A 21,267-nucleotide genomic window follows, 5' to 3' on the forward strand; every position below is an offset into this window, starting at 1 on the left:
GTGCGCACGATAAACCACGATTTACTCGTGCGCAACCATTTTGTTCAATTATTTTCTTCGGCATTGTGCGATGCCGGCCAGCGGCCGGCACTACCCCTCAGCCTTCTTTGCTGGCGGCATCGAGTTGCGCGACATCCTGCACGCTCAGCGACACGTTTGCCGCCGCCAGCAGATCGTGCAGCTGCTCGACGCTGGTGGCGCTGACGATCGGCGCGGTGATCGACGGCCGTGCGATCTGCCACGCCAGTGCGATCTGCGCGGCACTGGCGCTGTGCTTGCTGGCCACGTCATCCAGCGCCTGCAGGATGCGCAGGCCACGCGGATTCAGATAGCGCTTCACCACGTTCTCGCCACGCGCCGGGCTCTTGGCCGCATCGGCCGGCGTGCGGTATTTGCCGCTGAGGAAGCCGCTGGCCAGGGCGTAGTAGCCGATCACGCCGATCTGTTCGCGCTGCACCAGCGGTTCCAGCTCCTTCTCGTAGCCGGCGCGGTCGTACAGGTTGTACTCCGGCTGCAGGGTTTCGTAGCGTGGCAGTTTGTAGTCGGTGGATACCTTCAGCGCATCGGCCAGGCGCGTGGCGCTGTAGTTGGACGCACCGATCGCACGCACCTTGCCGGCTTCGATCAGGCGCCCGAACGCGGCCAGCGTCGCTTCCAGCGGCGTGGATTCATCGTCTTCATGGGCCTGGTACAGATCGATGACATCGGTCTGCAGGCGGCGCAGCGAATCTTCCACCGCGGCATTGATGTTGTCCGGGGTCAGGCCGGGGCGCTCGGCCCACTTGGCCACCTTGGTTGCCAGCACCACCTTGTCGCGCTTGCCGCTGCGGGCGAACCACTTGCCGATCAGCGTTTCCGATTCGCCACCGGCATTGCCCGGCACCCAGGCCGAATACACATCGGCGGTGTCGACCAGGCTGAAGCCGGCGTCGACGAAGGCATCGAGCAGGGCGAAGCTGGCCTTCTCATCGGCGCTCCAGCCGAACACGTTGCCACCGAAGGCGAGCGGACGTACATGCAGGCCGGAACGGCCCAGTTCGCGGGTTGCCGTCATGGGCACGGACTCCTTGGGGGAAGTGCTCCAGAATAAAACGCGTTGTGTGACCGTGCTGCGGCGGTGACCACAAAACAGTGTTCCGCGATACGCACGCAGCTAACGTTTTGTGAACACCTGGGACGCCGCGGCTGCTAGTCTCGCCGCATCTTCCGCTGGAGTCGCTCCGATGATGCCTGCTTCGTCCCTGCGTGGTTGCCGCCTGCTGCTTGCTTCGGCCCTGCTTGCCGCTGTTCCCGCGTTCGCCGCACCGGCCACGGTGGCACCGGCGAAGATCCAGGTCTCACCGGCCATCGATGCGGCGGTGAAGGCGTCGACCCGTGATGCCAACAACGTCAAGCGCGATGGTTTCCGTCATCCGGCGCAGACGCTGTCGTTCTTCAAGGTGACGCCGGAAAAGACCGTCATCGAGATCACCCCCGGCAACGGCTGGTACTCGGAAATCCTGGCGCCGCTGCTGCATGACAAGGGCCATTACATTGCTGCCGTGGTCGATCCGATGGCGGTTGCCGAAGGGCGCGGCCGTGACTACCAGCAGCGCAGCCGCGACAGCCTGGAAAAGAAGTACGCCGGTGCGCCGGCACAGTTCGGCAAGACCGCCGTGGTGGCCTACGATCCGGCCAAGCCGGTGTTCGGCCCGGCCAGTTCAGCCGACGTGGTGCTGACCTTCCGCAACGTGCACAACTGGCGCAAGGCCGGCCAGGCACAGGGCATGTTCCAGGGCTTCTTCAACGTGCTCAAGCCGGGCGGCGTGCTGGGCGTGGTCGAGCACCGCGCCAAGGCCGACGTGGCCGACGACGATGACACCGGCTATGTCGGTCAGCAGCAGGTGATTGCGATGGCCGAGGCCGCCGGCTTCAAGCTGGACGCGCGCAGCGAGGTCAACGCCAACCCGCGCGACACCAAGGACCACCCGAACGGCGTGTGGACGCTGCCGCCGACCAATCAGCACGACAAGGCCGATGATGCGAAGTACCAGGGGATCGGCGAAAGCGACCGCATGACCCTGCGCTTCATCAAGCCGTAAAGGGGGGGCGCCGGGCCGTGCCTGGTGAGCGCGCAGCGCGGTGTCGGGCGGAATGGGTAGCGGCCGGGCAATGCCCGGCGCTGCCACCAATGGAGTGTGCTGTTGAAGAAAGTGCTGTACTTCGCCTTCGCATTGATGGCGCTGCCGCGGTTGTACGACTTCGTGTTCCATGCGGGTCACGTGCATGATCTCGTGGCAGCGGCAGGTTTTGCGGTGCTGCTCGTGGGTTGCCTGTGGGACGAACGTGCGCGCAGGGCCTGCCCGCCGGTAGCGCGGCTACGGTATCGCGCCAACGCTGCCGCCACGTGCGGCGCCGTGGTGGTGCTCGTTGCGCTGTTGATGGAAAGGAAGGTCTTCGGCTGAGTGGTGATCGCGGCGGCGATGCGGGAATGGGACAATGCCCCACCCGCCGACTGCCGTGCCCGCAATGCTGATCGCCTTCAACAAGCCCTTCAACGTGCTCTGCCAGTTCACCGACCGCAGCGTACCGCCGCGGCCGACGCTGGCCGGGTTCGGCCTGCCACCGCGCGTGTATGCCGCCGGTCGCTTGGACCATGACAGCGAGGGCCTGCTGCTGCTGACGGATAACGGCACGCTGGCGCACAAGCTGACCGACCCGAAGCACAAGGCCGACAAGACCTACTGGGTGCAGGTGGAAGGCATGCCCAGCGATGAGCAGCTGCAACGGCTGCGCGATGGGGTGGAGCTGAATGACGGGCCGACCCTGCCGGCGAAGATCGAGCGCCTCGATCCGGCGCCGTCGCTGTGGACACGCGATCCGCCGGTGCGCTTCCGCAAGACCGTGCCCGATGCCTGGCTGGCGATCACGATCCGTGAGGGCCGCAACCGCCAGGTGCGGCGCATGACCGCGGCGGTGAACCTGCCGACGCTGCGGCTGGTGCGGGTGTCGATGGGGCCGTACCGGCTGGACGACCTGCAGCCGGGGCAGTGGCGGCAGATCGGCTGAAACAGAAAGGGCCGGATACCTTCCGGTGTCCGGCCCTCATGCGGCGGACAGGGGCAGAGCCCTTCCTGCGGAAGGGATCCGACCCCGGCGGGCTCAGGCGTCGCTGCCGATATCGCTGTGCTCGTCCACCACGGTGTCGTTGCGGCGGTCGCGTGCGCTGATGCGCTGCGCCTGCCCGTTCACCACGTGGCCATTGGTGGCCTTCTTCTTCTGCTGCTTGCGGTACAGCGCATAGCCGAGCAGGCCGACACCCACCGCGGCAGCGGCCACGGCCACCGCCGGATTGCGGCGCACGAACTTGGTGGCGGCCTTGCCGCCGGTCTTCACTGCGCCGATGGCGGCGCCGGTCTTGATCCAGTCCGCATTGCGCAGGCTGCCACCGGCGCTCTTCAGGCCATCGCCGGCGGTGTGGGCCAGCTCCAGGGCGCGCTCCAGAGCGCGGTCGGTGATTACGGTCAGCTTGCTCATGCGGGGGTCCTTTGCCTCGGGTCGAAGTCCAGTGTCGCGTGTTGCCCGTAAACGGTATGTCAGCCGGGGTGGCACGTGGTGTGACTTTACCGCAGCCATTCAGGATCAGGCAGGGTGGCGTCGGATCCCTTTCCCTTGGGAAAGGGCTCTGACCCCAACCGCCACGCCCGGGGTCAGGGCCCTTTGCGTTGCAAAGGGATCCGCCCCCCGCCCTCAGGTGCCACGCGGCTTGGCCCGATGCGTGGCCGTCGCTGTCCACGGATCATCCGGCCACGGATGCCGCGGGTAACGGCCCTTCATTTCCTTTTTCACTTCCGCGTAGGTGTTTTCCCAGAAGTTGCGCAGGTCCTGGGTGACCTGCAGCGGGCGGCCACCGGGCGAGAGCAGGTGCAGGGTGAGCGGCACGCGGCCGTCGGCGATGCGCGGCGTGTCGGCCAGGCCGAACAGTTCCTGCAGTTTCACCGCCAGCACCGGGGGCAGCGGTTCGCCGCTCTCGCTGTCCAGCGCGTAGGTGATCGGCCGCTCCAGCCCGGAGGGCACGGTGATGCGGGTCGGTGCATGACGCTCGACCAGCTGACGCTGTGACCACTCCAGGGGCGACTTCAGCGCTTCGCCGAAACTGGCCTCGTCCAGCGCATCCAGGCGGCTCTTGCCGGCGAACGCGGGCTGCAGCCATTGCGCACGCGTGGCCAGCAGGGCGTCGTCGCTGCAGTCGGGCAGGTCCAGCTCCGGCATCCAGCGCCGCAGCGATTCCACCCGTGCCTGCCACTGGCGCAGGCCTTCGGTCCACGGCAGCGCCTGCAGGCCGAGCTCGGCCACCGCGTCGGTCAGGGCCTGTGCGGCGTGCTGCGGATCGACCCGGCCGGCCGAGCGGCTGTCCAGCACGATGCGGTCGAAACGGGTCTCGCGCAGTGCCACCAGGGCGCGACGCTCGCTGTCCCAGCGCACCACGTCCCCGGTGACGAACCGCTCCGGCCACGCCTTGCGCAGTTGGCCCTCGTCCACCGGTGCGGCACGCAGCAGCAGCGCGTCGCGCGCCTCGAAGCGCAGTTCACTGGCTACCAGCCACGGTTCGCCACGCAGGTCGCTCAGCTCGTGCAGCCGTGCGCTGCGACCATTGGCCAGCAGGTAGCGCAGCGGATCGCTGGGGTGCTGGACACCGATGCGGTCGGGGAACGCATGTGCGAGCAGATCCCCCAATTCGTGCGCCTCGATGCTGGCCGGCGGCGTGGCCTCGCAGCGCAGGCGACGTCGCCATTGTTTGGCGGCGGCATCGATCGCGGCCAGGCCGCTGCGGTTGGCGTCGCCCGGTGCGCGGCCACTGCGGAATGCCGCCAGCGCACGCCAACGCGCGGCCAGCGCATCACCGCCCTGGCGCAACGGATCACGCGCGTCCAGCAGGGCGGCCAGGTCGGCAGCCAGCGCCTGCCCCCGTCCATCGGGCGCGGCCAGCAGCATCGCCGCCATCCGCGGATGCGTGCCCAGCGCCAGCACACGGCGGCCAAGTGCGGTGATCGCACCGCTGCTGGACAGCGCGCCGAGCCGCTGCAGCAGTTCGCGTGCCGCGCCCATCGGGCCGGCCGGTGGCGGATCGAGGAAGCGCAGGTCGCTGCTGCCCCAGGCCGCCAGTTCCAGCGCCAGTCCGGCCAGCTCGACCTGATCGATTTCGGCGCGGCGCTGCGGCTCCAGTCGCTGCGACTGCGGCCACAGCCGCCAGGCCACGCCTTCGGCGACGCGACCGGCACGGCCCGCGCGCTGGTCGGCCGACGCCTGCGCGATGGCCACCACGTCCAACCGGGTGAAGCCGCTGTTGGGGTCGTAGCGCGGTTCGCGCGCCTGGCCGCTGTCGATCACCACGCGCACGCCGGGCAGCGTCACCGAGGACTCGGCCACGTTGGTGGCCAGCACCACGCGCCGACGACCATCGCTGGCCGCCTGCAGCACCCGCGCCTGTTGTTCCACCGGCAGTTCACCGTGCAGCGCCAGCACTTCGACGCCGGCATCCAGTGATTCCTGCAGGCCAGCCTGCACCCGCGCGATCTCGCGCTGGCCGGGCAGGAACACCAGCAGGTCACCGGGGTGTTCGGCCAGGGCCTGCTGCACCGCGCGGCGCACCTGCAGCTCCAGCGCCTCATCGCGGCGCGCCGGGAAATGGCTGATCGCCACCGGGTAGCTGCGGCCTTCGCTGCTCAGCCGCGGCGCATCCAGGAAACGGGCCAGGCGCTCACCATCCAGCGTCGCCGACATCACCACCAGGCGCAGGTCATCGCGCAGCTGTGCCTGCACGTCCAACGCCAGCGCCAGGCCCAGATCGCCACTGAGGTGGCGCTCGTGGAACTCGTCGAACAGGATCGCGCCGACCGCTTCCAGCATCGGGTCGTCCTGCAGCATGCGGGTCAGGATGCCTTCGGTGACGACTTCAATGCGGGTGCGTGCCGAAACCTTGTTCTCGAAGCGGATGCGGTAGCCGACCGTGCCGCCCACCTCTTCGCCCAGCTGCCGCGCCATGAACAGCGCGGCGCTGCGTGCGGCGACCCGGCGCGGTTCCAGCAGGATGATCTTCAGCCCCTGCAGCCACGGTGCATCGAGCAGCGCCAGCGGGACCTGGGTGGTCTTGCCGGCGCCGGGCGGCGCCTCCAGCACCAGCCGCGGCTGCGCGGCCAGATGCTGCTGGATCTGTGGCAGCAGCGGGGAAATCGGGAAGAGCGGGGCGTTCATGTGCAAAGGATAAGGGGCCACGGCGGCCGCAGGTACAATGCGCGGGCACTTTTCCCCCGCGATGACCATGCACCTGATCGATATCGGCGCCAACCTGACCCACGACTCCTTCGACCGTGACCGCGATGCCGTGCTTGAACGCGCACGGCAGGCCGGCGTGGTGCAGATGGTCATCACCGGTGCCAGCCGAGAGCACTCGCCACTGGCTGTGCAGCTGGCGCAGCAGCACCCGGGCTTCCTGTACGCCACCGCTGGCGTGCACCCGCATCACGCGGTGGAGTACACCGAGGAATGCGACGCCGAGATGCGCGTGCTGCATGCCCACCCGGAAGTGGTGGCGGTGGGTGAGTGCGGGCTGGACTACTTCCGTGACTTCTCGCCGCGCCCGGCCCAGCACCGCGCGTTCGAGCGCCAGCTGCAGCTGGCCGCAGACAACGGCAAGCCGCTGTTCCTGCACCAGCGCGACGCGCATGCCGATTTCATGGCACAGATGAAGAACTTCGAAGGCCGTATCGGCCCGGCGGTGGTGCATTGCTTCACCGGCGAGCGTGACGAGCTGTTTGATTACCTGGACCAGGACTGGTACATCGGCATCACCGGCTGGCTGTGCGACGAACGCCGTGGCGCGCACCTGCGCGAGCTGGTGAAGAACATCCCGGCCAACCGCCTGATGATCGAGACCGACGCGCCGTACCTGCTGCCGCGCACGCTGAGACCGATGCCGAAGGACCGCCGCAACGAACCGATGTTCCTCTCGCACATCGTGGAAGAACTGGCGCGTGACCGTGGCGAGGACGTGGCGGTGACCGCCGCGAATGCAACTGCCGCGACGCGTACGTTCTTCCGCCTGCCCGACGCGGGTTGATCAGGTAGTGCCGGCCGCTGGCCGGCAGCAGCATGAACGCCGCAAAAATCGCGCGATTGCCGGCCAGCGGCCGGCACTACCGGAGCAGGTCGCGCAGGCCCTCACGGTAGCTTGGGAAGCGCGGCTGCCACCCAAGCGCTTCACGCGTGCCACGACTGTCGATGCGCTTGCTGCTCTCGTAGAAGCGCCGCAGCGTTGGGCTCAGCACCGGGTCGTCCCAGGCCACGGCAGGCGGCATCGCAAACCCGCCCAGCTGCGCGGCGAAGGCCAGTACCTGCTGCGGCGGTGCCGGCTCGTCGTCGGCCGGCAGATACAGCCCATCCACGCACGGCCGCTGCATCGATGCGATAACGACCGTTGCCAGGTCATCCACGTGCAGTCGGTTGAATACCAGCCCAGGACGTACCACGTGGCGCGCACGTCCCTGCGCCAGCTGCAGCAGGGCATTGCGTCCGGGACCGTACAGGCCGGGCAGACGGAACACCGCCGACGCGACGCCACGTTCTTCCGCAAGCGCACGCCACTGCGCTTCGGCCCGCAGGCGCTGCACGCCGGCTGCTTCTGTGGCATCGGCTGCGCTGCGCTCGTCGACCCAGCCGCCGGCCCGATCGGCATAGACCGACGTGGATGACAGATAGCCCACCCAGTGAAGTGCTGGACTTTCCTGCAGTGCCGGCAGCAGCAGACGCAGTGCCGGGTCACCCTCGGCATCGGGCGGCACGCTGCACAGCACGGCCTCGGCCTGCGCGATCTCACCGAGCAGAGCGGGCGATGGCGTGGCGTCGGCACGTAGCTGATGGCGCAGCAGGCCATCGTGCGGTGCTGATGCCAGGTCGCGCACCGTGCCGGCCACGTGTACGCCCAACGCCCGCAGATGCGTGGCCAGCACGCACCCGCTCCAGCCCATGCCGAGGATCAACACCCGCGCGGGCAGGGCGTTGGCCTTCGTCGTATCGCTCACGCGCCGCGCAGTGCCTGGTAGGCCTGCAGGCTGCTGTAGGCGACCTGCAGCAGCAGAGCTTCCTGGTCGGCCTTGCGCGCGCGCGCCAGCATGTCGCCGACGATCTGTTCTGCCTCCACCTGCTGGCCGGCTTCCAGATCGCGCAGCATCGACGCCTTCAGTGCCGAGCCGGCCTGGGTCAGGGTGCCGCGTGCGGTGTCCTGCGCGGCATCAGGAATCGGTTCACCGGCAGCCTCGGCCACGGCCAGGCACTCGTCGTACAGGCCACGCACGAGCGCCTCGCCATCATCGGTGGCGACGATGCTGCCGATATCCGCGCGCAGCAGGCAGGTCGCGGCGGCCAGCGCGGTCAGGAAGGTGTACTTGATCCACTGTTCCTGGCCGATGTGCTCGCTGGCCAGGTGATCGAGGTTGGCCTGCGCGCAGGCGGCGGCGAAGGCACGCATGCGTTCGGAGATGGCACCGCCGTCGCGCTCGCCGAAGGTGAGCTTGGCCGGCTTGCCCAAGTGCAGCACGGCGCCGTCGGGGGCCTTGGTGGCACTGATGAAGCACAGGCCGCCGAGCACAGCGTCGCGGCCGAAGCGCAGGTCCAGCGCGTTGTAGTGATGCAGGCCGTTGAGGATCGGCAGCACGGTGGTGTTCGCGCCCATGGCCGGAGCGATGGCATCGATCGAGCTGTCCAGGTCGTAGGCCTTGCAGCTGAGGATGACCAGGTCGAACGGCTTCTGCGCGGCCAATGCGGGTAGCGCATCGGCGGTGACGTGTTGCACCGGGAAGCTGGCGTCGCCGAGCGGGCTGCGGATGACCAGGCCATCGCGGTCCAGCTGGGCGGCGCGTGCGGGGCGCACCAGGAAGGTCACGTCCACGCCAGCCTGAGCCAGGCGACCGCCGAAGTAACCGCCGGTACCGCCGGCGCCGAGGATCAGGATGCGCATTGCACGTTCACCGTTTTCTGGGGAATCAGGAGTGCGATTGTGCCGGAGATTGCGGCCAACGGCGGAGCCCCTCGTGGTGGTTCGCGCAGTTGGTTTCATGAGCTGGGCCGTGTGCGCTGGGTTCGCGGGGGACGCCGTGAACCCGTCCATGGGGGCTTAGCCGCGCCATCCATGGCGCGGATACCCCCCGCGAACCCAGCGCACACGACCCCTGACAGTTTCCGGGCGCGGCCACCACGGAAGACAGATCAAAAGCGAAGGCGGAAGCGGGTCGCTCGCTGCGCTCGCTCGTGTAGAGCGGTGCTCAGGGTAGTTGTTCGCTGAAGTCTTCGGTGTAGCCCAATAGCAGTGTGGTGCGGTTGGCCAGCGTTGCAGCCAGTTGTGACCAGGTGTCGTGCGTTCCGGCCGCGTAGATGCGCTGCAGGTCCGCGACCAACGCGCCCGCCTCTGCAGGCGACGGTGCGCTGTCGCGCTGGAAACCGAGCCACGATGCGCCGAGTCCGAACAGACGGTAGTCGTAGCGCTCCTGCAGATGCCGGATCAGGGCGTGGTTCTGGAAGAGGTCCCAGTCCGCGCTGAAGTAGCCGTTGGGCAGGGCGGCGATCAGCAGGTCGTCACTGGCTACGGGTACCTGCTGCACGCAGACCACGTCATCGATGATGAGATCCGGCTTCGCATTGGCAGCGACCAGCGCCTCGATGTCCTCGTCGCTGCACATCAACGTACCCGCCAACGCGGTCCACTGCAGCCGATGCGTGGAATGCTCAAGCTGCGCGACGACGTGCGCCAGCAACCGCTCGCGTGCCGCCAACGCATCTTCAGGCGTCGCCGGGTCTTCGTCCTCGTACAGCGCGATGCGCCCGTCGTCGGACGCGTGCATGCTGGTGTAGCGGCACTGGCCGACTTCGTCGAGCGTGCACAGATAACGATGAAGGGGATCAGCCACGTGCAGCGAGGCCAGGCAATCCAGCACCTCATCCAGCATGGGCGAATCGCTCAGCAGGACATGGCTGAACGCATCGATCGGACCATCCGACACGGCCTTGTCCAACGCAATGGAAGTGATCTTCATCGCTACAGCCTAGCCGTAATCCGAAACGAAAAGAGCCAAGCATCGGTCTTACCGTGAACGCTCCATCCACGCATGGCGTGGATCCATCGTGTCGACCAAGGTCGACACCTACCAACAGCGACCGGAAACTGTCAGGGGTGGGGCGGTGTGGGGGTGCAGGACCGTTGGCGCCATGGATGGCGCCATCGAGCCCCCACGGACGGGTTTACGGCGTGTCCTGCACCCTCACACCGCCCCGCCCAACTCGTGATGCTTCCGCCTTGGCTGTTGCTGTTGCCGGCCAGCGACCGGCACTACCACTGCAGGTGCAGGTGCAGGTGCAGGTGCAGGGCCGCAGGCCCGCAGGCCCGCAGGCCCTGCAGGCACCCCTCAGCTGCGCATGCCCACGCCACGGCGCAGCAACCACAGCGCCAGCGCCGTCAGCACCACCACGAATCCGATCATCAGCCCGTAGGCCACCGGCAGCGGCACATCGCTGCTGCCCAGCAGGCCATAGCGGAATGCATTGACCATGTAGAAGATCGGATTCGCGTGCGTGGCGGCCTCGGCCCAGCCCGGCAGCAGCTTCACCGAATAGAACACGCCACCCAGGTAGGTCAGCGGGGTCAGGATGAAGGTCGGCACGATCGCCACGTCATCGAACTTCTTCGCATACACCGCGTTGATGAAACCGGCCAGCGAGAAGATCGTCGCACCCAGGATCACCGTGGTCAGCATCACCAGCGGGTGCGGAATGCGCACCGGGGTGAAGAACATCGCGATGATCAGCACGATCACGCCCACCATCAGCCCGCGCAGCACCGCACCGGCCACGTAGCCCCACAGGATCACCCAGTTCGGCATCGGGCTGACCAGCAGCTCTTCCACGTGGCGGCCGAATTTGGCACCGAAGAACGAGGAGCTGATGTTGCCGTAACTGTTCTGGATCACGCTCATCATCACCAGGCCCGGCACGATGAACTGCATGTAGGTGTAGCCGCCCATGTCCCCCACGCGCGACCCGATCAGGTTGCCGAAGATCAGGAAGTACAGGGTCATGGTGATCGCCGGCGGCACCAGGGTCTGGCCCCAGATGCGCATGATGCGGGCGACTTCGCGGCGCACGATGGTCATCAGTGCGATGCGGTTGCGCTGGCCGTCGGTCAGCTCGGTGGTGCTCATGCAGGCTTCTCCAGGTTGCCGGTGAGGCGCACGAACAGCTCCTCCAGGCGGTTGCTCTTGGTACGCATCGATCGCACGCGGATACCGGACTCGTTGAGCGTGGCAAACACGCGGTTGAGGTCCATTGCGCGCGGCATGTCGATGTCCAGCGTGTGCGGGTCCGGTGCGGTCAGCGTCGCGCCCTCGATCACCGGCAGCTGCGCCGGCAGGTCACCGTCGATGTCCAGCAGGAAGCCTTCCACGTCCAGCTTGGCCAGCAGGGTGCGCATCGGCCCCTGCTCGACGATCTGGCCATGATTGATGATCGCCAGGTGGCGGCACAGGTACTCGGCTTCTTCCAGGTAGTGCGTGGTGAGGATGATCGTGGTGCCGGCGGCGTTGATCTCCTTCAGCACGCGCCACATGTCGCGGCGGATCTCGATGTCCACGCCGGCGGTCGGCTCGTCCAGGATCAGCAGGCGCGGGCGGGTCATCATCGCGCGGGCGATCATCAGCCGGCGCTTCATGCCGCCGGACAGCGTACGGCTCATCACCTGTGCCTTTTCCCACAGGTGCGCCCGCTTCAGTTCCTCTTCGGCACGCTGCTCGGCTTCCTCGCGCGGCACGCCATAGAAACCGGCGTAGTTCACCAGGATGTCGAAGGGCTTTTCGAACAGGTTGAAGTTGATCTCCTGCGGCACCAGCCCGATCAGGCGCATGGTGGCGCTGCGGTTGCGCACCAGGTCGCTGCCGAACACTTCCACCTGGCCCTCGCTGAGGTTGACCAGGGAGCTGATGATGCCGATCAGGGTGGACTTGCCGGCACCGTTGGGGCCGAGCAGGGCGAAGAAGTCGCCCGGGGCCACTTCCAGGGAAACCCCCTTGAGGGCCTGGGTGCCGTTGTCATAGGTCTTGCGCAGGTCGCGCACGCGCAGGGCGGGCGCCGTATCGTTCTGGGATGCCAAGCTCGAAGCCTTCGCGCCCATGGGCTGGCGCTGGAGAGGGGCGGGGAGGGGCTATTATAGAAGACCCCGAGGGCTTGCCCCGGCTACACACTGTCCCGAAAAGTCGTGCCTGTTCAATTCCCCCTCAAGCTGGTCGGCTGCCGCATGCTGGCCCCGACCGTCGGCCACTACCAGTTCGTGCGTGACGATGGACAGCCGCTGGATTTCCAGCCCGGCCAGTTCATCCAGGTCCATTTCAGCTACGCCGACGGCACCGAAACCAAGCGCAGCTACTCGCTGGCGACCATCCACGACCACGCGCTGGGCCCGGGCGAGGCGGTGGATATCGCGGTCAGTTTCGTCCCCGGTGGCGCCGCCACGGCCCTGTTCGAGGCGCTGGAGCAGGGCGGCCAGATCAGTGCGTCCGGCCCCTATGGCCGGTTCTGCCTGAATCCCGGTGACCACAATGCCCGCTACCTGCTGATCGCCACCGGCACCGGCGTTACCCCCTACCGCTCGATGCTGCCGCTGCTGGAAAAGGCGATGGCCGAGCGCGGCGTGCAGATCGTGCTGCTGCAGGGCGCGCGCAGCCCGGGTGAGCTGCTGTACAGCGAAGATTTCTACAGCTTCGCCGAAAAGCACCCGAACTTCCGTTATGTTCCATGCCTGTCGCGCGAACTGCCGGCCGATCCGCATCCAGACGTGCAGCACGGCTACGTGCAGCAGGCGCTGGCCGGCTTCACCCCGGACCCGGCCACCGACATCGCCTACCTGTGCGGCAACCCGGACATGGTCGATGCCTGTGCCGAACTGCTGAAGGCCGCTGGCCTGGGCAACCCGCAGATCCGCCGCGAGAAGTACGTCAGCAGCAAGTAAGCCTGCGTAGTGCCGGCCGCTGGCCGGCAACCCCATGAAACGGAGGCGGCATCACGCCGCCCCCGGTGTCCTGCCTCAGTACGCGATCCAGGCGTCGCGCCACGCATAGCCGGTGCCCGGACGATAGGCATCGGCATTGATGTTGCACCAGGCGCCCTCCGGGAACGGGCGGCAGGCATACAGCTTGCCGTCGGTGCCCTTCACCACGGTCTCGCCCGGCGTGTAGCTGCCGAGGCCGGCCGGGTACACGAAGTCGAAGTCGCCGCCCGGCGGATCGACCGGATCGATCGGGCCCGGCCCCGGCACCTGGGTTTCCAGCTGGAAGCGGTTGCCCGGCTTCAGGTACACGCGGTTGTCGGTGGCCGAGGCGACCGGCGTGATTACGCCGTTCTTCATCACACCCACGCGCGCGTGCTGTGCGCTGGCGTTGACCTTGCGGGCCAGGGCCAGCGGCCACTGCGTCGGGCTGGTCTGGCCAGCGCCCAGTTTGGTTTCCACGCGCTCCAGATCGTTGCCGTTGGCATTGAACATACGCAGGGTCACGGTGCTGTCCACGTCCAGTGCGCCATTGGCGGTCACCGCGCCGGCATCCTGCCACTGCGGCGGCGGAACCACGCCACCGCCACCTTCGAAGCGCACGTCCATGCAGGTGTAGAAGGCTTCCTGCGAATCCGAGCGCTGCCAGGTGTTGTAGATGATGTGCTGGCCAGTGCGCTTGGGCAGCGGGCAGTCCAGCTTGTAGACACCGCCTTCGGACAGCGGCACGTTGCCCAGGGTGCAGAATTCCTGCAGGTCGGCCCAGCGCAGCGGGCTGCCCGGCTGCCAACCGTCACGGGTGACGTAGAACTTCCACTCGCGGGTGGCGTGCGGCGCCGGCGCCAGGAATTCGAAGGTGTAGCGGCCACGCGAATCGGCGCGCACCGGCGTGGTCGGCCAGTCGCTGCGATTCAGATCGAGGCCGCGGTACTTGGGGATGCTGGCGCTGCACAGCTCGCCATCGCGCACCAGGTCGCGGTGGTTGCCATTGGCGTTGCCGTGGGCGATCGCGCTCCAGTCATAGAACGGCTGCGCGCCGCCGATGGCCTTGGCCGCGGCACAGGCCGGGTTGGTCGGGTTCTCCGGATTGCCTTCGTGGCACTGCTTCACGCGGCTGAGCGGCTTGGACATGGTGCCGTGGGCGAGGGCGCTGCCGGACAGGGCCAGGCCGGCAACGACGGACAGAGCGAGGACTGCCCGGTGGGACAGGTGCATGCAGGAACTCCTTTGCGAAGTGTGGGAAACCTCGCGCAGTCTTCACATGCAGGGCCGTCGGCAACATCGGACAAGTTTGAAATCGATGAAGGCGGTGATCGATCTGCAACACGGTGCTCACTGTGCCGCACTCCAGGCAGAAGGCGGCGCACTGTGCACCGCCTTCCGCATCACTGCCTCAGTACGCGATCCACGCATCACGCCAAGCCGCGCCGGCACCCGGCCGATAGGCTTCGGCGTTGACGTTGCACCATGCACCTTCCGGGAACGGGCGGCAGGCATACAGCTTGCCGTCGCCGCCCTTCACCACGGTCTGGCCCGGCACGTAGCTGCCGATACCGGCGGGATACACGTGGTCGAAATCACCGCCCGGTGATGGCGTGCCGGGGTCGGGCACCTGGGTATCGAGCTGGAAGCGGTTGCCATCCTTCAGGTACACGCGGTTGGCGGTGGCCGAGGCCGTCGGTGTGATCACGCCATTGCTGAGCACACCCACGCGTGCGTGCTGGGCGCTGGTATTGACCTTGCGGGCCAGCGCCAACGGCCACTGCGCGGCCGCAGTCTGGCCACTGGCCAGGGTCGCTTCCACGCGTTCGACATCATTGCCGTTGGCGTTGAACACGCGCAACGCCAGGGTGGTGCCGACCGGCAGCTCGCCGCGCGCGGTGACCGGGCCGGCATCCTGCCACTGCGCTGCGGGCGGGGTGCTGCCACCGCCTCCTTCAAAGCGCACGTCCATGCAGGTGTAGAACGCTTCGGTCGAATCCGAGCGCTGCCAGGTGTTGTAGATCACATGCTGGCCGCTGCGCTGTGGCAGCGTGCACTGCAGCTTGTAGGTGCCATCGGCCGACAGCGGCGTGTTGCCCAGCGTGCAGAACTCCTGCAGATCGGCCCAGCGCAGCGGGCTGCCCGGTTGCCAGCCGTCGCGGGTGACGAAGAAGCGCCAGTCACGCGTGGCGTGCGGCGCGGTCGCCTTGAACACGAAGGTGAACCTGCCGTTGGCGTCTGGCTGGATCGGTGTGGTCTGCCAGTCGCTGCGGTTAACATCCAGCCCGCGGAAGGTCGGGTTGTTGCCGCTGCACAGCTTGCCATCGGGCACCACGGCCTGGTGGTTGCCGTTGGCGTTGGCCTGGTTGATGCCATTCCAGTCGTAGAACGCCTGCGAACCGCCCACCGCTTTCGCGGCGGCGCAGGCCGGGTTGGTCGGGTTCTCCGGATTGCCCTGGAAACAGGCATAGACGCGGCTGACCGGCGTGGTCATGGTGCCGTGGGCGAATGCGTTGCCGGCCAGGCACAGGCCCGCAGCGGCGAACGAGGTGGCCAGCAACAGCGGTGTGGATCGGAATGACATGGCGCTTCCTTGTGGTCGTCGAAAGAGAACGGTGACCGCAGGAGCTGCGCTGCACGGCGGACTTTCGGCGGCACCACGGCGAGTATCGAGTCGCGATGCAGGGTGCGGAACCACCGAAGCGCCGATCCGTGACTGGGGGTGTGAAGCCCTTCCCGCAGGCTTCACGCGGGACTGAACGGATGCGTTGGCGATCACGTCTTCGGCGTGGCATCGATCACGTCGTGGAGATCCTGCTACGTCGCCGGCATACCCACCCGATCGGCCTGGCACGAGAAGCAGCCGTGGACCGCGTTGTGCAGCTGCACGAAGGCCACGGCAGGGTCGGCAAACAGCGCGTCCAGCCGGGCGGCAGCATCAGTGCCCGCGCTGATCTCTGCGGCCAGCATCAATGCAGCCTGGTCATAGGCGCGCAACGAGATCGCACGGCGCTGTACATAGGCGGGTACCTCACCCGGCGGCAGCACGCATCGGGTCACGCCGCGCTGCACGAAAATCGGACCGGAGGCGTGATACGGGGAATGCAGGGGCAGGTGCACATGGGACAGCAGGAGCAGCTCGCTGCCGCTGGGTGGGTCGCTCAGACTGATCCGGCAGGGATGGCCGCCATTTTCGCCGGCCCAGCGACGCTGGATGCCCAGCGCGGCGAGTTCGCGCTCGCTTTTCTCGAACAGGTGCTGGAAGGGACGGTGGTCCAGGCCACCGAGGTACCACGCATGCATGAGCGTCTCCTTTGGTTTCCCGCGGAGTCTGCGTGGGCATCGGCGGCGATGCTCGCCGTTTTCCGACCTCGCATCACGCCGGGCCGGACAACGCCGTGGCGACTGCACCACAAGGCGCTAAGATGCGCGCGCCGCCCCGGCCGACGAGCGCCGCATGTCCCTGGATTTCCCCACCATCACCGTGCTTGGCTTCCTGCTCTGCATCGGCATCGCCGTGGGGTTCTCGCTGCTGCTGGTCGTGCTGCGCGGGCAACCGGTGCTGCGCCAGTGGACCATCAGCCTGTGGCTGCTGACCCTGGGCGTGACCCTGCTGGCACTGCGGCCCTATCTGCCGCTGGCCCCGGCCGTGCTGGCCGGCAACGCGGCGATGGCCGGTTGTGGCCTGATGATGCTGCGCGGGGTGGCACTGCACCTGGAGCAGCCGCTGCCGCTGTGGCGGCCGCTGCTGATCGCGGCGGCGTTCATGGCCTGCATCTTCGCGTTCCTGGTGCTCTGGCCGAACCTGCACCTGCGCCTGCAGGTATTCAGTGTGTTCGCGCTGATCGTCGATGGCTGGATCGCCTGGTTGCTGCTGCGCCATGCGCCGGTGCAGCAGCGCACCAGCTGCCGGTTGGCGGCGGCGGTGTTCCTGGCCGAAGCCGCGCTGTATGCCGTGCGCCTGTTGCTGCCGGTGGCACCGGATGCAGGCGAGGACATCATGCGCACCGGATCGCCGATGTTCGCCACCTACATCGCCGGGGTAATGCTGGAACTGGCGCGATGTTTCGCGATGGTGCTGCTGCTGGTCGAGCGCATGCTGGTCGATCTGCGGCATGCCGCGCGCACCGATGGCCTGACCGGCCTGCTCAACCGCAGCGCGGTGCTGGCCGATGGCCAGGTGCAGTTGCAGCGGTCGCGCCGGCAGGGCCGTCCGCTGGCCCTGCTGCTGGTCGATGTCGACCACTTCAAGCAGATCAACGACCGCTGGGGCCACCTGGCCGGTGACCAGGTACTGCGTCACTTCGCTGCGCTGCTGCAGCATGGTTTGCAGGGCCACGACGCGCTGCTGGGCCGCTACGGTGGCGAGGAGTTCGTGCTGGTGCTGGCCGGCAGCACACAGGGTGAAGCGATGGCGTGGGCCGCCGCGATCCGTACCGCTCTGCAGCAGAAGCCGGCGCGGCTGGGCACCGGGCCGGTGACGGTCACCGCCAGCATCGGCCTGGCCATGGACGACGGCCATGGCGACCTGTCCACGCTGCTGGCAGCGGCGGATGCGGCGCTGTACCGGGCCAAGGCCGCAGGCCGCGACCGCCTGGCCTGCGCCACGCCGGCGGAGATTTCGCGTCTGCCCATCGCCGACGACGCCGTGCCCGTGTAAGTTGAGTCACATCTTCCGCGGCAGCCCGTCGTGGTTGCCAGGAACGTCCTCCAGGGGAAACGAGCACGATGCAAAGACACCACCTCGCGTTGGCCGCAGCGTTGGCCAGCCTGATGCTTGCCGGTTGCAGCCAGTCACCGTCACCCGGCGCCGAAAGCGCCAGCGATGCACCCAGCCGCCGTTTCGGCACGATCGACTTCCAGCCCTGCACGCTGTCCACCGAAGGCGCCAGCGCCAACGTGGAAGCGCAGTGCGCCACCCTGCAGGTGCCGGAGGACCGGGCCCAGCCAGATGGCCGCAGGATCGACCTGCGCATCGCCTGGCTGGAGTCGGGCAACAGCGGTTCCAGCCAGCCCGACCCGGTGTTCTTCCTGGCCGGTGGCCCGGGCCAGGCCGCCAGCGAGGTGGCGGTCATCGTCGATACCGCGCTGCGCCAGGTACGCAAGCAGCGTGACGTGTTCCTGATCGACCAGCGCGGCACCGGCGGCTCCAACCCGCTCAGCTGCCTCGGCGCGGACGGCAAGGACCTGCAGATGGACGAGGACGCCGCTCCCACCGAGGCGTCGCTGCGCGACTACGCGCAGCGCTGCGCGGCCTCGCTGCAGGGGCGTGCCGATGCACGCTTCTACACGACCACCGAAGCCATCGCCGACCTGGATGCGGTACGCCAGGCCTTGGGCGTGGACCGGATCAACCTGGTCGGCGGGTCCTACGGTACCCGCGTGGCCCAGCGCTACGCCGGCGCCTATCCGCAGCACACCCGCAGCATCGTCATCGACGGCGTGGTGCCGAACGAACTGGTGGTCGGTGGTGACTTCGCCACGACGTTCGAGGATGCGATCGCCCTGCAGTCGGCGCAGTGCCGCAAGGATGCCAGATGCAGCAAGCGTTTCCCGACCGATACCCGCGCGCAGCTGCGCAGCGTGGTGGAGACCCTGCGCCGTGCGCCGGTCTCGGTCGAGTACCGCGACCCCGGCACATACGACATCCGGAAAGACGTACTGACCCCGGACAGCGTGGTCGGCCTGGCGTTCGCGTTTTCCTACGTGCCGCAGTATTCCTCGCTGCTGCCGCTGGTCCTCGATGAGGCCGCACAGGGTCGCTATGCACCGCTGGCATCGCTGGCACGCGGCGCGAACCGCAGCATGGATTTCCAGATCAACCGAGGCATGCAGTGGTCGGTGATCTGCAGCGAGGATGCGCCGCGTTACAAGACGCCGGCCGAGGACCCGGAGCGACTGTTCGGCAACGAAGTCGCCAGCGCCTTCTTCGCCGCCTGCCCGGTGTGGCCGCATCGACCGGCAGCGGCGGCCGCTGCAGTGCCGTTGCGCAGTGACGTGCCGGCGCTGCTGCTGTCCGGTGAACTGGACCCGGTGACACCGCCGCGCTACGCCCAGCAGGTCCTCAGGGGCCTGCCGAATGGCCGGGCACTGGTCGCCCGTGGCCAGGGCCACGGCACGCTGACCGCCGGCTGCATGCCGCGCCTGCTTGGCCAGTTCATCGACAAGATCGATGCCAAGGCGCTGGATGCCGGCTGCCTGGACACGCTGAGCTACGTGCCGGCGTTCACCTCGTTCAATGGATGGGAACCATGATCGTCGCCGACAACCTGCACAAGGCCTTCGACACCCGCACCGGCCGTATCCAGGCGGTGTCCAACGTCGGCTTCCGCGCCGAGGACGGACGCATCACCGGCCTGCTGGGCCCCAATGGTGCCGGCAAGACCACCACCATGCGCATGCTGTACACGCTGATGACCCCTGACCAAGGCAGCATCAGCGTCGACGGGGTCGATGCCGCACGCAACCCTGTGGAAGTTCGCCGCCACCTTGGCGTGCTGCCCGACGCGCGCGGTGTCTACAAGCGCCTGACCGCACGCGAGAACATCACCTACTTCGGCGAACTGCATGGCCTGACAGCCGAGCGCATCCGCGAACGCATCGAGGTGCTGTCGCACGCGCTGGACATGGGCGACATCCTCGACCGCCAGACCGATGGTTTCTCGCAGGGCCAGCGCACCAAGACCGCCATCGCCCGCGCGCTGGTGCACGACCCGCGCAACGTGATTCTCGACGAACCGACCAACGGCTTGGACGTGATGACCACGCGCGCACTGCGCCGCTTCCTGCTGGGCCTGCGCGAAGAGGGCCGCTGCGTGATCCTGTCCAGCCACATCATGCAGGAGGTGGCCGCGCTGTGCGATCACATCGTGATCATCGCCAAGGGCACGGTGATGGCCGCCGGCAGCGCCGATGAACTGCGTGCGCAAGCCGGCGAATCCAACCTGGAAGACGCGTTCGTGAAACTGATCGGTAGCGAAGAGGGCCTGCACGCATGAGCATGATGTCGACCCTGATGACGGTGATGCGCAAGGAGCTGCGCGATCTTTCCCGTGATCGACGTACGCTGCTGCTGACCCTGCTGTTCGGTCCGCTGTTGTACCCGGTGCTGCTGCTGGGCATGGGCAAACTGGCCGAGAGCCGGGTACGCACCCAGATCGAACAGCCGCTGCAGATTCCGACCATCGGTGCGGAGAACGCCCCCAACCTGGTGCGCTTCCTCGCCGCACAGGGGCTGAATACCGCGCCGGCACCGAAGGACCTGCCCGACGCCATCCGCAGCCAGGAGATCGACGTGGCGCTGCGCATCAGCGATGACTTCGGCAAGGACTGGGCCGATGGCAAGCCGGCGCTGGTGGAAGTGATCAAGGACAGTACCCGTCGCGCCGCCGAAGTACCCAGCGCACGCCTGGAGGCGGCACTGGCCACCTACAACGGCCAGGTGGGGGCACTGCGATTGATGGCACGTGGCATCGATGCGCAGGTAGCGCGGCCGCTGGACGTGGCGCGCCAGGACCTGGCCAGTGCCGAAGCCAAGCGCGGCATGATCCTGTCGATGCTGCTGCCGGTGCTGCTCACGCTGACCTCGTTCATTGGCGGTGCCTACCTGGTGATGGACGCGACCGCCGGCGAGCGCGAACGGCAGTCACTGGAACCGCTGCTGGCCACGCCGGGCTCGCGCAGCGCGATCGTCAGCGGCAAGATCGCGGCGGCCTGCGTGGTCGGCTTCGTGTCACTGCTGCTGACCCTGGTCGCATTCAAGGTGAGCGCACAGATCGCGCCCGGCAACATCGGCCGCCAGTTCAACATGAACGTCGCTTCGATGCTGCAGATGCTGCTGGTGATGCTGCCGATGCTGATGATCGGCACCTCGCTGCTGACCTTCCTGTCGGCGGCGGCCAAGAGCATGAAGGAAGCGCAGAGCCACATGACCTGGCTGATGCTGCTGCCGATGATGCCCGGCTACGCATTGGTGGCGTATCCGCTGAAGAGCGAGCTGTGGCAGTACGCCGTGCCGTTCCTGTCGCAGAACCAGATGCTGCTGAAGGTGATCCGCCACGAGACCATCACGCCGTCGGTCTGGGCCATCTATCTCGGTGCCAGCCTCGGCCTGGCCGCACTGCTGTGGTTCGCCGCCGTGCGCCGTTACCACAACGAGCGTCTGGCGATCTCCGGCTGACCGCCACTGGTAGCGCCGGGCCATGCCCGGCGGATTTGAAACG

At 67.6% G+C, this 21,267-nt stretch carries 20 protein-coding genes; 9 read left to right on the forward strand and 11 right to left on the reverse strand.

Annotation, left to right across the window (positions count from 1 at the left end):
* Window positions 1-97: 97 nt before the first annotated feature.
* Window positions 98-1,054 carry an aldo/keto reductase gene (locus N5D91_RS02165; protein WP_164162702.1) on the reverse strand — a complete coding sequence of 319 codons (957 nt, stop codon included), beginning with the start codon at window positions 1,052-1,054 and terminating at the stop codon, window positions 98-100.
* Between the two features lie 169 nt (window positions 1,055-1,223).
* Between N5D91_RS02165 and N5D91_RS02170 the strand changes: the two genes are divergently transcribed.
* The 3 genes from N5D91_RS02170 (at window position 1,224) to N5D91_RS02180 (ending at window position 3,048) form a co-directional block, all read left to right on the forward strand.
* Complete coding sequence (locus tag N5D91_RS02170) at window positions 1,224-2,081, forward strand: class I SAM-dependent methyltransferase (RefSeq protein WP_153854796.1); 858 nt, start codon at window positions 1,224-1,226, stop codon at window positions 2,079-2,081.
* A 96-nt stretch (window positions 2,082-2,177) separates the two neighbouring features.
* On the forward strand, window positions 2,178-2,444 hold the full coding sequence (locus N5D91_RS02175) for a hypothetical protein (protein ID WP_012481577.1): 267 nt from the start codon (window positions 2,178-2,180) through the stop codon (window positions 2,442-2,444).
* Between the two features lie 64 nt (window positions 2,445-2,508).
* Window positions 2,509-3,048, forward strand: coding sequence for a pseudouridine synthase (locus tag N5D91_RS02180; RefSeq protein ID WP_164162709.1), 540 nt, complete (start codon window positions 2,509-2,511; stop codon window positions 3,046-3,048).
* Window positions 3,049-3,141: 93 nt separating this feature from the next.
* On the opposite strand, the gene N5D91_RS02185 is transcribed toward N5D91_RS02180, so the two are convergent.
* Complete coding sequence (locus N5D91_RS02185) at window positions 3,142-3,516, reverse strand: hypothetical protein (protein WP_153854794.1); 375 nt, start codon at window positions 3,514-3,516, stop codon at window positions 3,142-3,144.
* A 213-nt stretch (window positions 3,517-3,729) separates the two neighbouring features.
* Window positions 3,730-6,234, reverse strand: coding sequence for an ATP-dependent helicase HrpB (gene hrpB, locus N5D91_RS02190; protein WP_180855375.1), 2,505 nt, complete (start codon window positions 6,232-6,234; stop codon window positions 3,730-3,732).
* Window positions 6,235-6,301: 67 nt separating this feature from the next.
* Between hrpB and N5D91_RS02195 the strand changes: the two genes are divergently transcribed.
* Window positions 6,302-7,099: a TatD family hydrolase gene (locus tag N5D91_RS02195; protein WP_153854792.1), complete on the forward strand. Its 798-nt coding sequence runs from the start codon at window positions 6,302-6,304 to the stop codon at window positions 7,097-7,099.
* Between the two features lie 76 nt (window positions 7,100-7,175).
* Here the strand turns inward: N5D91_RS02195 and N5D91_RS02200 are convergent, their stop codons facing one another.
* From N5D91_RS02200 to N5D91_RS02220, 5 genes are all read right to left on the reverse strand, one after another.
* Window positions 7,176-8,060 carry an epimerase gene (locus tag N5D91_RS02200; protein ID WP_110714089.1) on the reverse strand — a complete coding sequence of 295 codons (885 nt, stop codon included), beginning with the start codon at window positions 8,058-8,060 and terminating at the stop codon, window positions 7,176-7,178.
* Window positions 8,057-8,995 carry a 2-dehydropantoate 2-reductase gene (gene panE, locus N5D91_RS02205; protein ID WP_180855376.1) on the reverse strand — a complete coding sequence of 313 codons (939 nt, stop codon included), beginning with the start codon at window positions 8,993-8,995 and terminating at the stop codon, window positions 8,057-8,059. Before panE ends, N5D91_RS02200 begins: the two co-directional genes overlap by 4 nt.
* Before the next feature lie 304 nt (window positions 8,996-9,299).
* The gene (locus tag N5D91_RS02210; RefSeq protein WP_180855377.1) at window positions 9,300-10,067 is read right to left on the reverse strand and encodes a hypothetical protein; all 768 of its coding nucleotides are present in this window, start codon (window positions 10,065-10,067) and stop codon (window positions 9,300-9,302) included.
* A gap of 369 nt (window positions 10,068-10,436) precedes the next feature.
* Window positions 10,437-11,228, reverse strand: coding sequence for an ABC transporter permease (locus N5D91_RS02215; RefSeq protein ID WP_005411568.1), 792 nt, complete (start codon window positions 11,226-11,228; stop codon window positions 10,437-10,439).
* Window positions 11,225-12,193 carry an ABC transporter ATP-binding protein gene (locus tag N5D91_RS02220; RefSeq protein WP_049400895.1) on the reverse strand — a complete coding sequence of 323 codons (969 nt, stop codon included), beginning with the start codon at window positions 12,191-12,193 and terminating at the stop codon, window positions 11,225-11,227. The genes N5D91_RS02215 and N5D91_RS02220 overlap by 4 nt, the downstream gene beginning before the upstream one ends.
* Window positions 12,194-12,277: 84 nt before the next feature.
* Between N5D91_RS02220 and N5D91_RS02225 the strand changes: the two genes are divergently transcribed.
* A complete protein-coding gene (locus N5D91_RS02225; RefSeq protein WP_024958208.1) occupies window positions 12,278-13,027 on the forward strand; it encodes a ferredoxin--NADP reductase in 750 nt (249 codons plus the stop codon).
* Between the two features lie 75 nt (window positions 13,028-13,102).
* Here the strand turns inward: N5D91_RS02225 and N5D91_RS02230 are convergent, their stop codons facing one another.
* From N5D91_RS02230 to N5D91_RS02240, 3 genes are all read right to left on the reverse strand, one after another.
* Window positions 13,103-14,278: a lytic polysaccharide monooxygenase gene (locus N5D91_RS02230; protein WP_180855378.1), complete on the reverse strand. Its 1,176-nt coding sequence runs from the start codon at window positions 14,276-14,278 to the stop codon at window positions 13,103-13,105.
* A 178-nt stretch (window positions 14,279-14,456) separates the two neighbouring features.
* Window positions 14,457-15,629, reverse strand: a complete 1,173-nt coding sequence (locus tag N5D91_RS02235) for a lytic polysaccharide monooxygenase (protein ID WP_180855379.1) — start codon at window positions 15,627-15,629, stop codon at window positions 14,457-14,459.
* 233 nt (window positions 15,630-15,862) lie between these two features.
* Window positions 15,863-16,348, reverse strand: coding sequence for a DUF1203 domain-containing protein (locus N5D91_RS02240; protein ID WP_180855380.1), 486 nt, complete (start codon window positions 16,346-16,348; stop codon window positions 15,863-15,865).
* Window positions 16,349-16,502: 154 nt separating this feature from the next.
* Here N5D91_RS02240 and N5D91_RS02245 point away from each other — a divergent pair, with 154 nt between their 5' ends.
* The 4 genes from N5D91_RS02245 to N5D91_RS02260 all read left to right on the forward strand — a co-directional run bounded on the left by N5D91_RS02245 (window position 16,503) and on the right by N5D91_RS02260 (window position 21,224).
* Window positions 16,503-17,705, forward strand: a complete 1,203-nt coding sequence (locus N5D91_RS02245) for a GGDEF domain-containing protein (protein WP_164162323.1) — start codon at window positions 16,503-16,505, stop codon at window positions 17,703-17,705.
* Window positions 17,706-17,773: 68 nt separating this feature from the next.
* Complete coding sequence (locus tag N5D91_RS02250; RefSeq protein ID WP_180855381.1) at window positions 17,774-19,300, forward strand: alpha/beta fold hydrolase; 1,527 nt, start codon at window positions 17,774-17,776, stop codon at window positions 19,298-19,300.
* Window positions 19,297-20,043 carry an ATP-binding cassette domain-containing protein gene (locus tag N5D91_RS02255; protein ID WP_153854785.1) on the forward strand — a complete coding sequence of 249 codons (747 nt, stop codon included), beginning with the start codon at window positions 19,297-19,299 and terminating at the stop codon, window positions 20,041-20,043. The genes N5D91_RS02250 and N5D91_RS02255 overlap by 4 nt, the downstream gene beginning before the upstream one ends.
* On the forward strand, window positions 20,040-21,224 hold the full coding sequence (locus tag N5D91_RS02260) for an ABC transporter permease (RefSeq protein WP_164162326.1): 1,185 nt from the start codon (window positions 20,040-20,042) through the stop codon (window positions 21,222-21,224). Before N5D91_RS02255 ends, N5D91_RS02260 begins: the two co-directional genes overlap by 4 nt.
* Window positions 21,225-21,267 lie beyond the last annotated feature (43 nt).

Source organism: Stenotrophomonas sp. GD03794, assembly GCF_029842145.1.
Classification (GTDB): domain Bacteria; phylum Pseudomonadota; class Gammaproteobacteria; order Xanthomonadales; family Xanthomonadaceae; genus Stenotrophomonas; species Stenotrophomonas riyadhensis.

Bases quoted from the DNA above. Each gene is read 5' to 3' on its own strand.
- N5D91_RS02165 (WP_164162702.1), bottom strand. From the start codon at position 1,054: ATGACGGCAACCCGCGAACTGGGCCGTTCCGGCCTGCATGTACGTCCG.
- N5D91_RS02170 (WP_153854796.1), top strand. From the start codon at position 1,224: ATGATGCCTGCTTCGTCCCTGCGTGGTTGCCGCCTGCTGCTTGCTTCG.
- N5D91_RS02180 (WP_164162709.1), top strand. From the start codon at position 2,509: ATGCTGATCGCCTTCAACAAGCCCTTCAACGTGCTCTGCCAGTTCACC.
- N5D91_RS02185 (WP_153854794.1), bottom strand. From the start codon at position 3,516: ATGAGCAAGCTGACCGTAATCACCGACCGCGCTCTGGAGCGCGCCCTG.
- hrpB (WP_180855375.1), bottom strand. From the start codon at position 6,234: ATGAACGCCCCGCTCTTCCCGATTTCCCCGCTGCTGCCACAGATCCAG.
- N5D91_RS02195 (WP_153854792.1), top strand. From the start codon at position 6,302: ATGCACCTGATCGATATCGGCGCCAACCTGACCCACGACTCCTTCGAC.
- panE (WP_180855376.1), bottom strand. From the start codon at position 8,995: ATGCGCATCCTGATCCTCGGCGCCGGCGGTACCGGCGGTTACTTCGGC.
- N5D91_RS02210 (WP_180855377.1), bottom strand. From the start codon at position 10,067: ATGAAGATCACTTCCATTGCGTTGGACAAGGCCGTGTCGGATGGTCCG.
- N5D91_RS02215 (WP_005411568.1), bottom strand. From the start codon at position 11,228: ATGAGCACCACCGAGCTGACCGACGGCCAGCGCAACCGCATCGCACTG.
- N5D91_RS02220 (WP_049400895.1), bottom strand. From the start codon at position 12,193: ATGGGCGCGAAGGCTTCGAGCTTGGCATCCCAGAACGATACGGCGCCC.
- N5D91_RS02230 (WP_180855378.1), bottom strand. From the start codon at position 14,278: ATGCACCTGTCCCACCGGGCAGTCCTCGCTCTGTCCGTCGTTGCCGGC.
- N5D91_RS02235 (WP_180855379.1), bottom strand. From the start codon at position 15,629: ATGTCATTCCGATCCACACCGCTGTTGCTGGCCACCTCGTTCGCCGCT.
- N5D91_RS02240 (WP_180855380.1), bottom strand. From the start codon at position 16,348: ATGCATGCGTGGTACCTCGGTGGCCTGGACCACCGTCCCTTCCAGCAC.
- N5D91_RS02245 (WP_164162323.1), top strand. From the start codon at position 16,503: ATGTCCCTGGATTTCCCCACCATCACCGTGCTTGGCTTCCTGCTCTGC.
- N5D91_RS02250 (WP_180855381.1), top strand. From the start codon at position 17,774: ATGCAAAGACACCACCTCGCGTTGGCCGCAGCGTTGGCCAGCCTGATG.
- N5D91_RS02255 (WP_153854785.1), top strand. From the start codon at position 19,297: ATGATCGTCGCCGACAACCTGCACAAGGCCTTCGACACCCGCACCGGC.
- N5D91_RS02260 (WP_164162326.1), top strand. From the start codon at position 20,040: ATGAGCATGATGTCGACCCTGATGACGGTGATGCGCAAGGAGCTGCGC.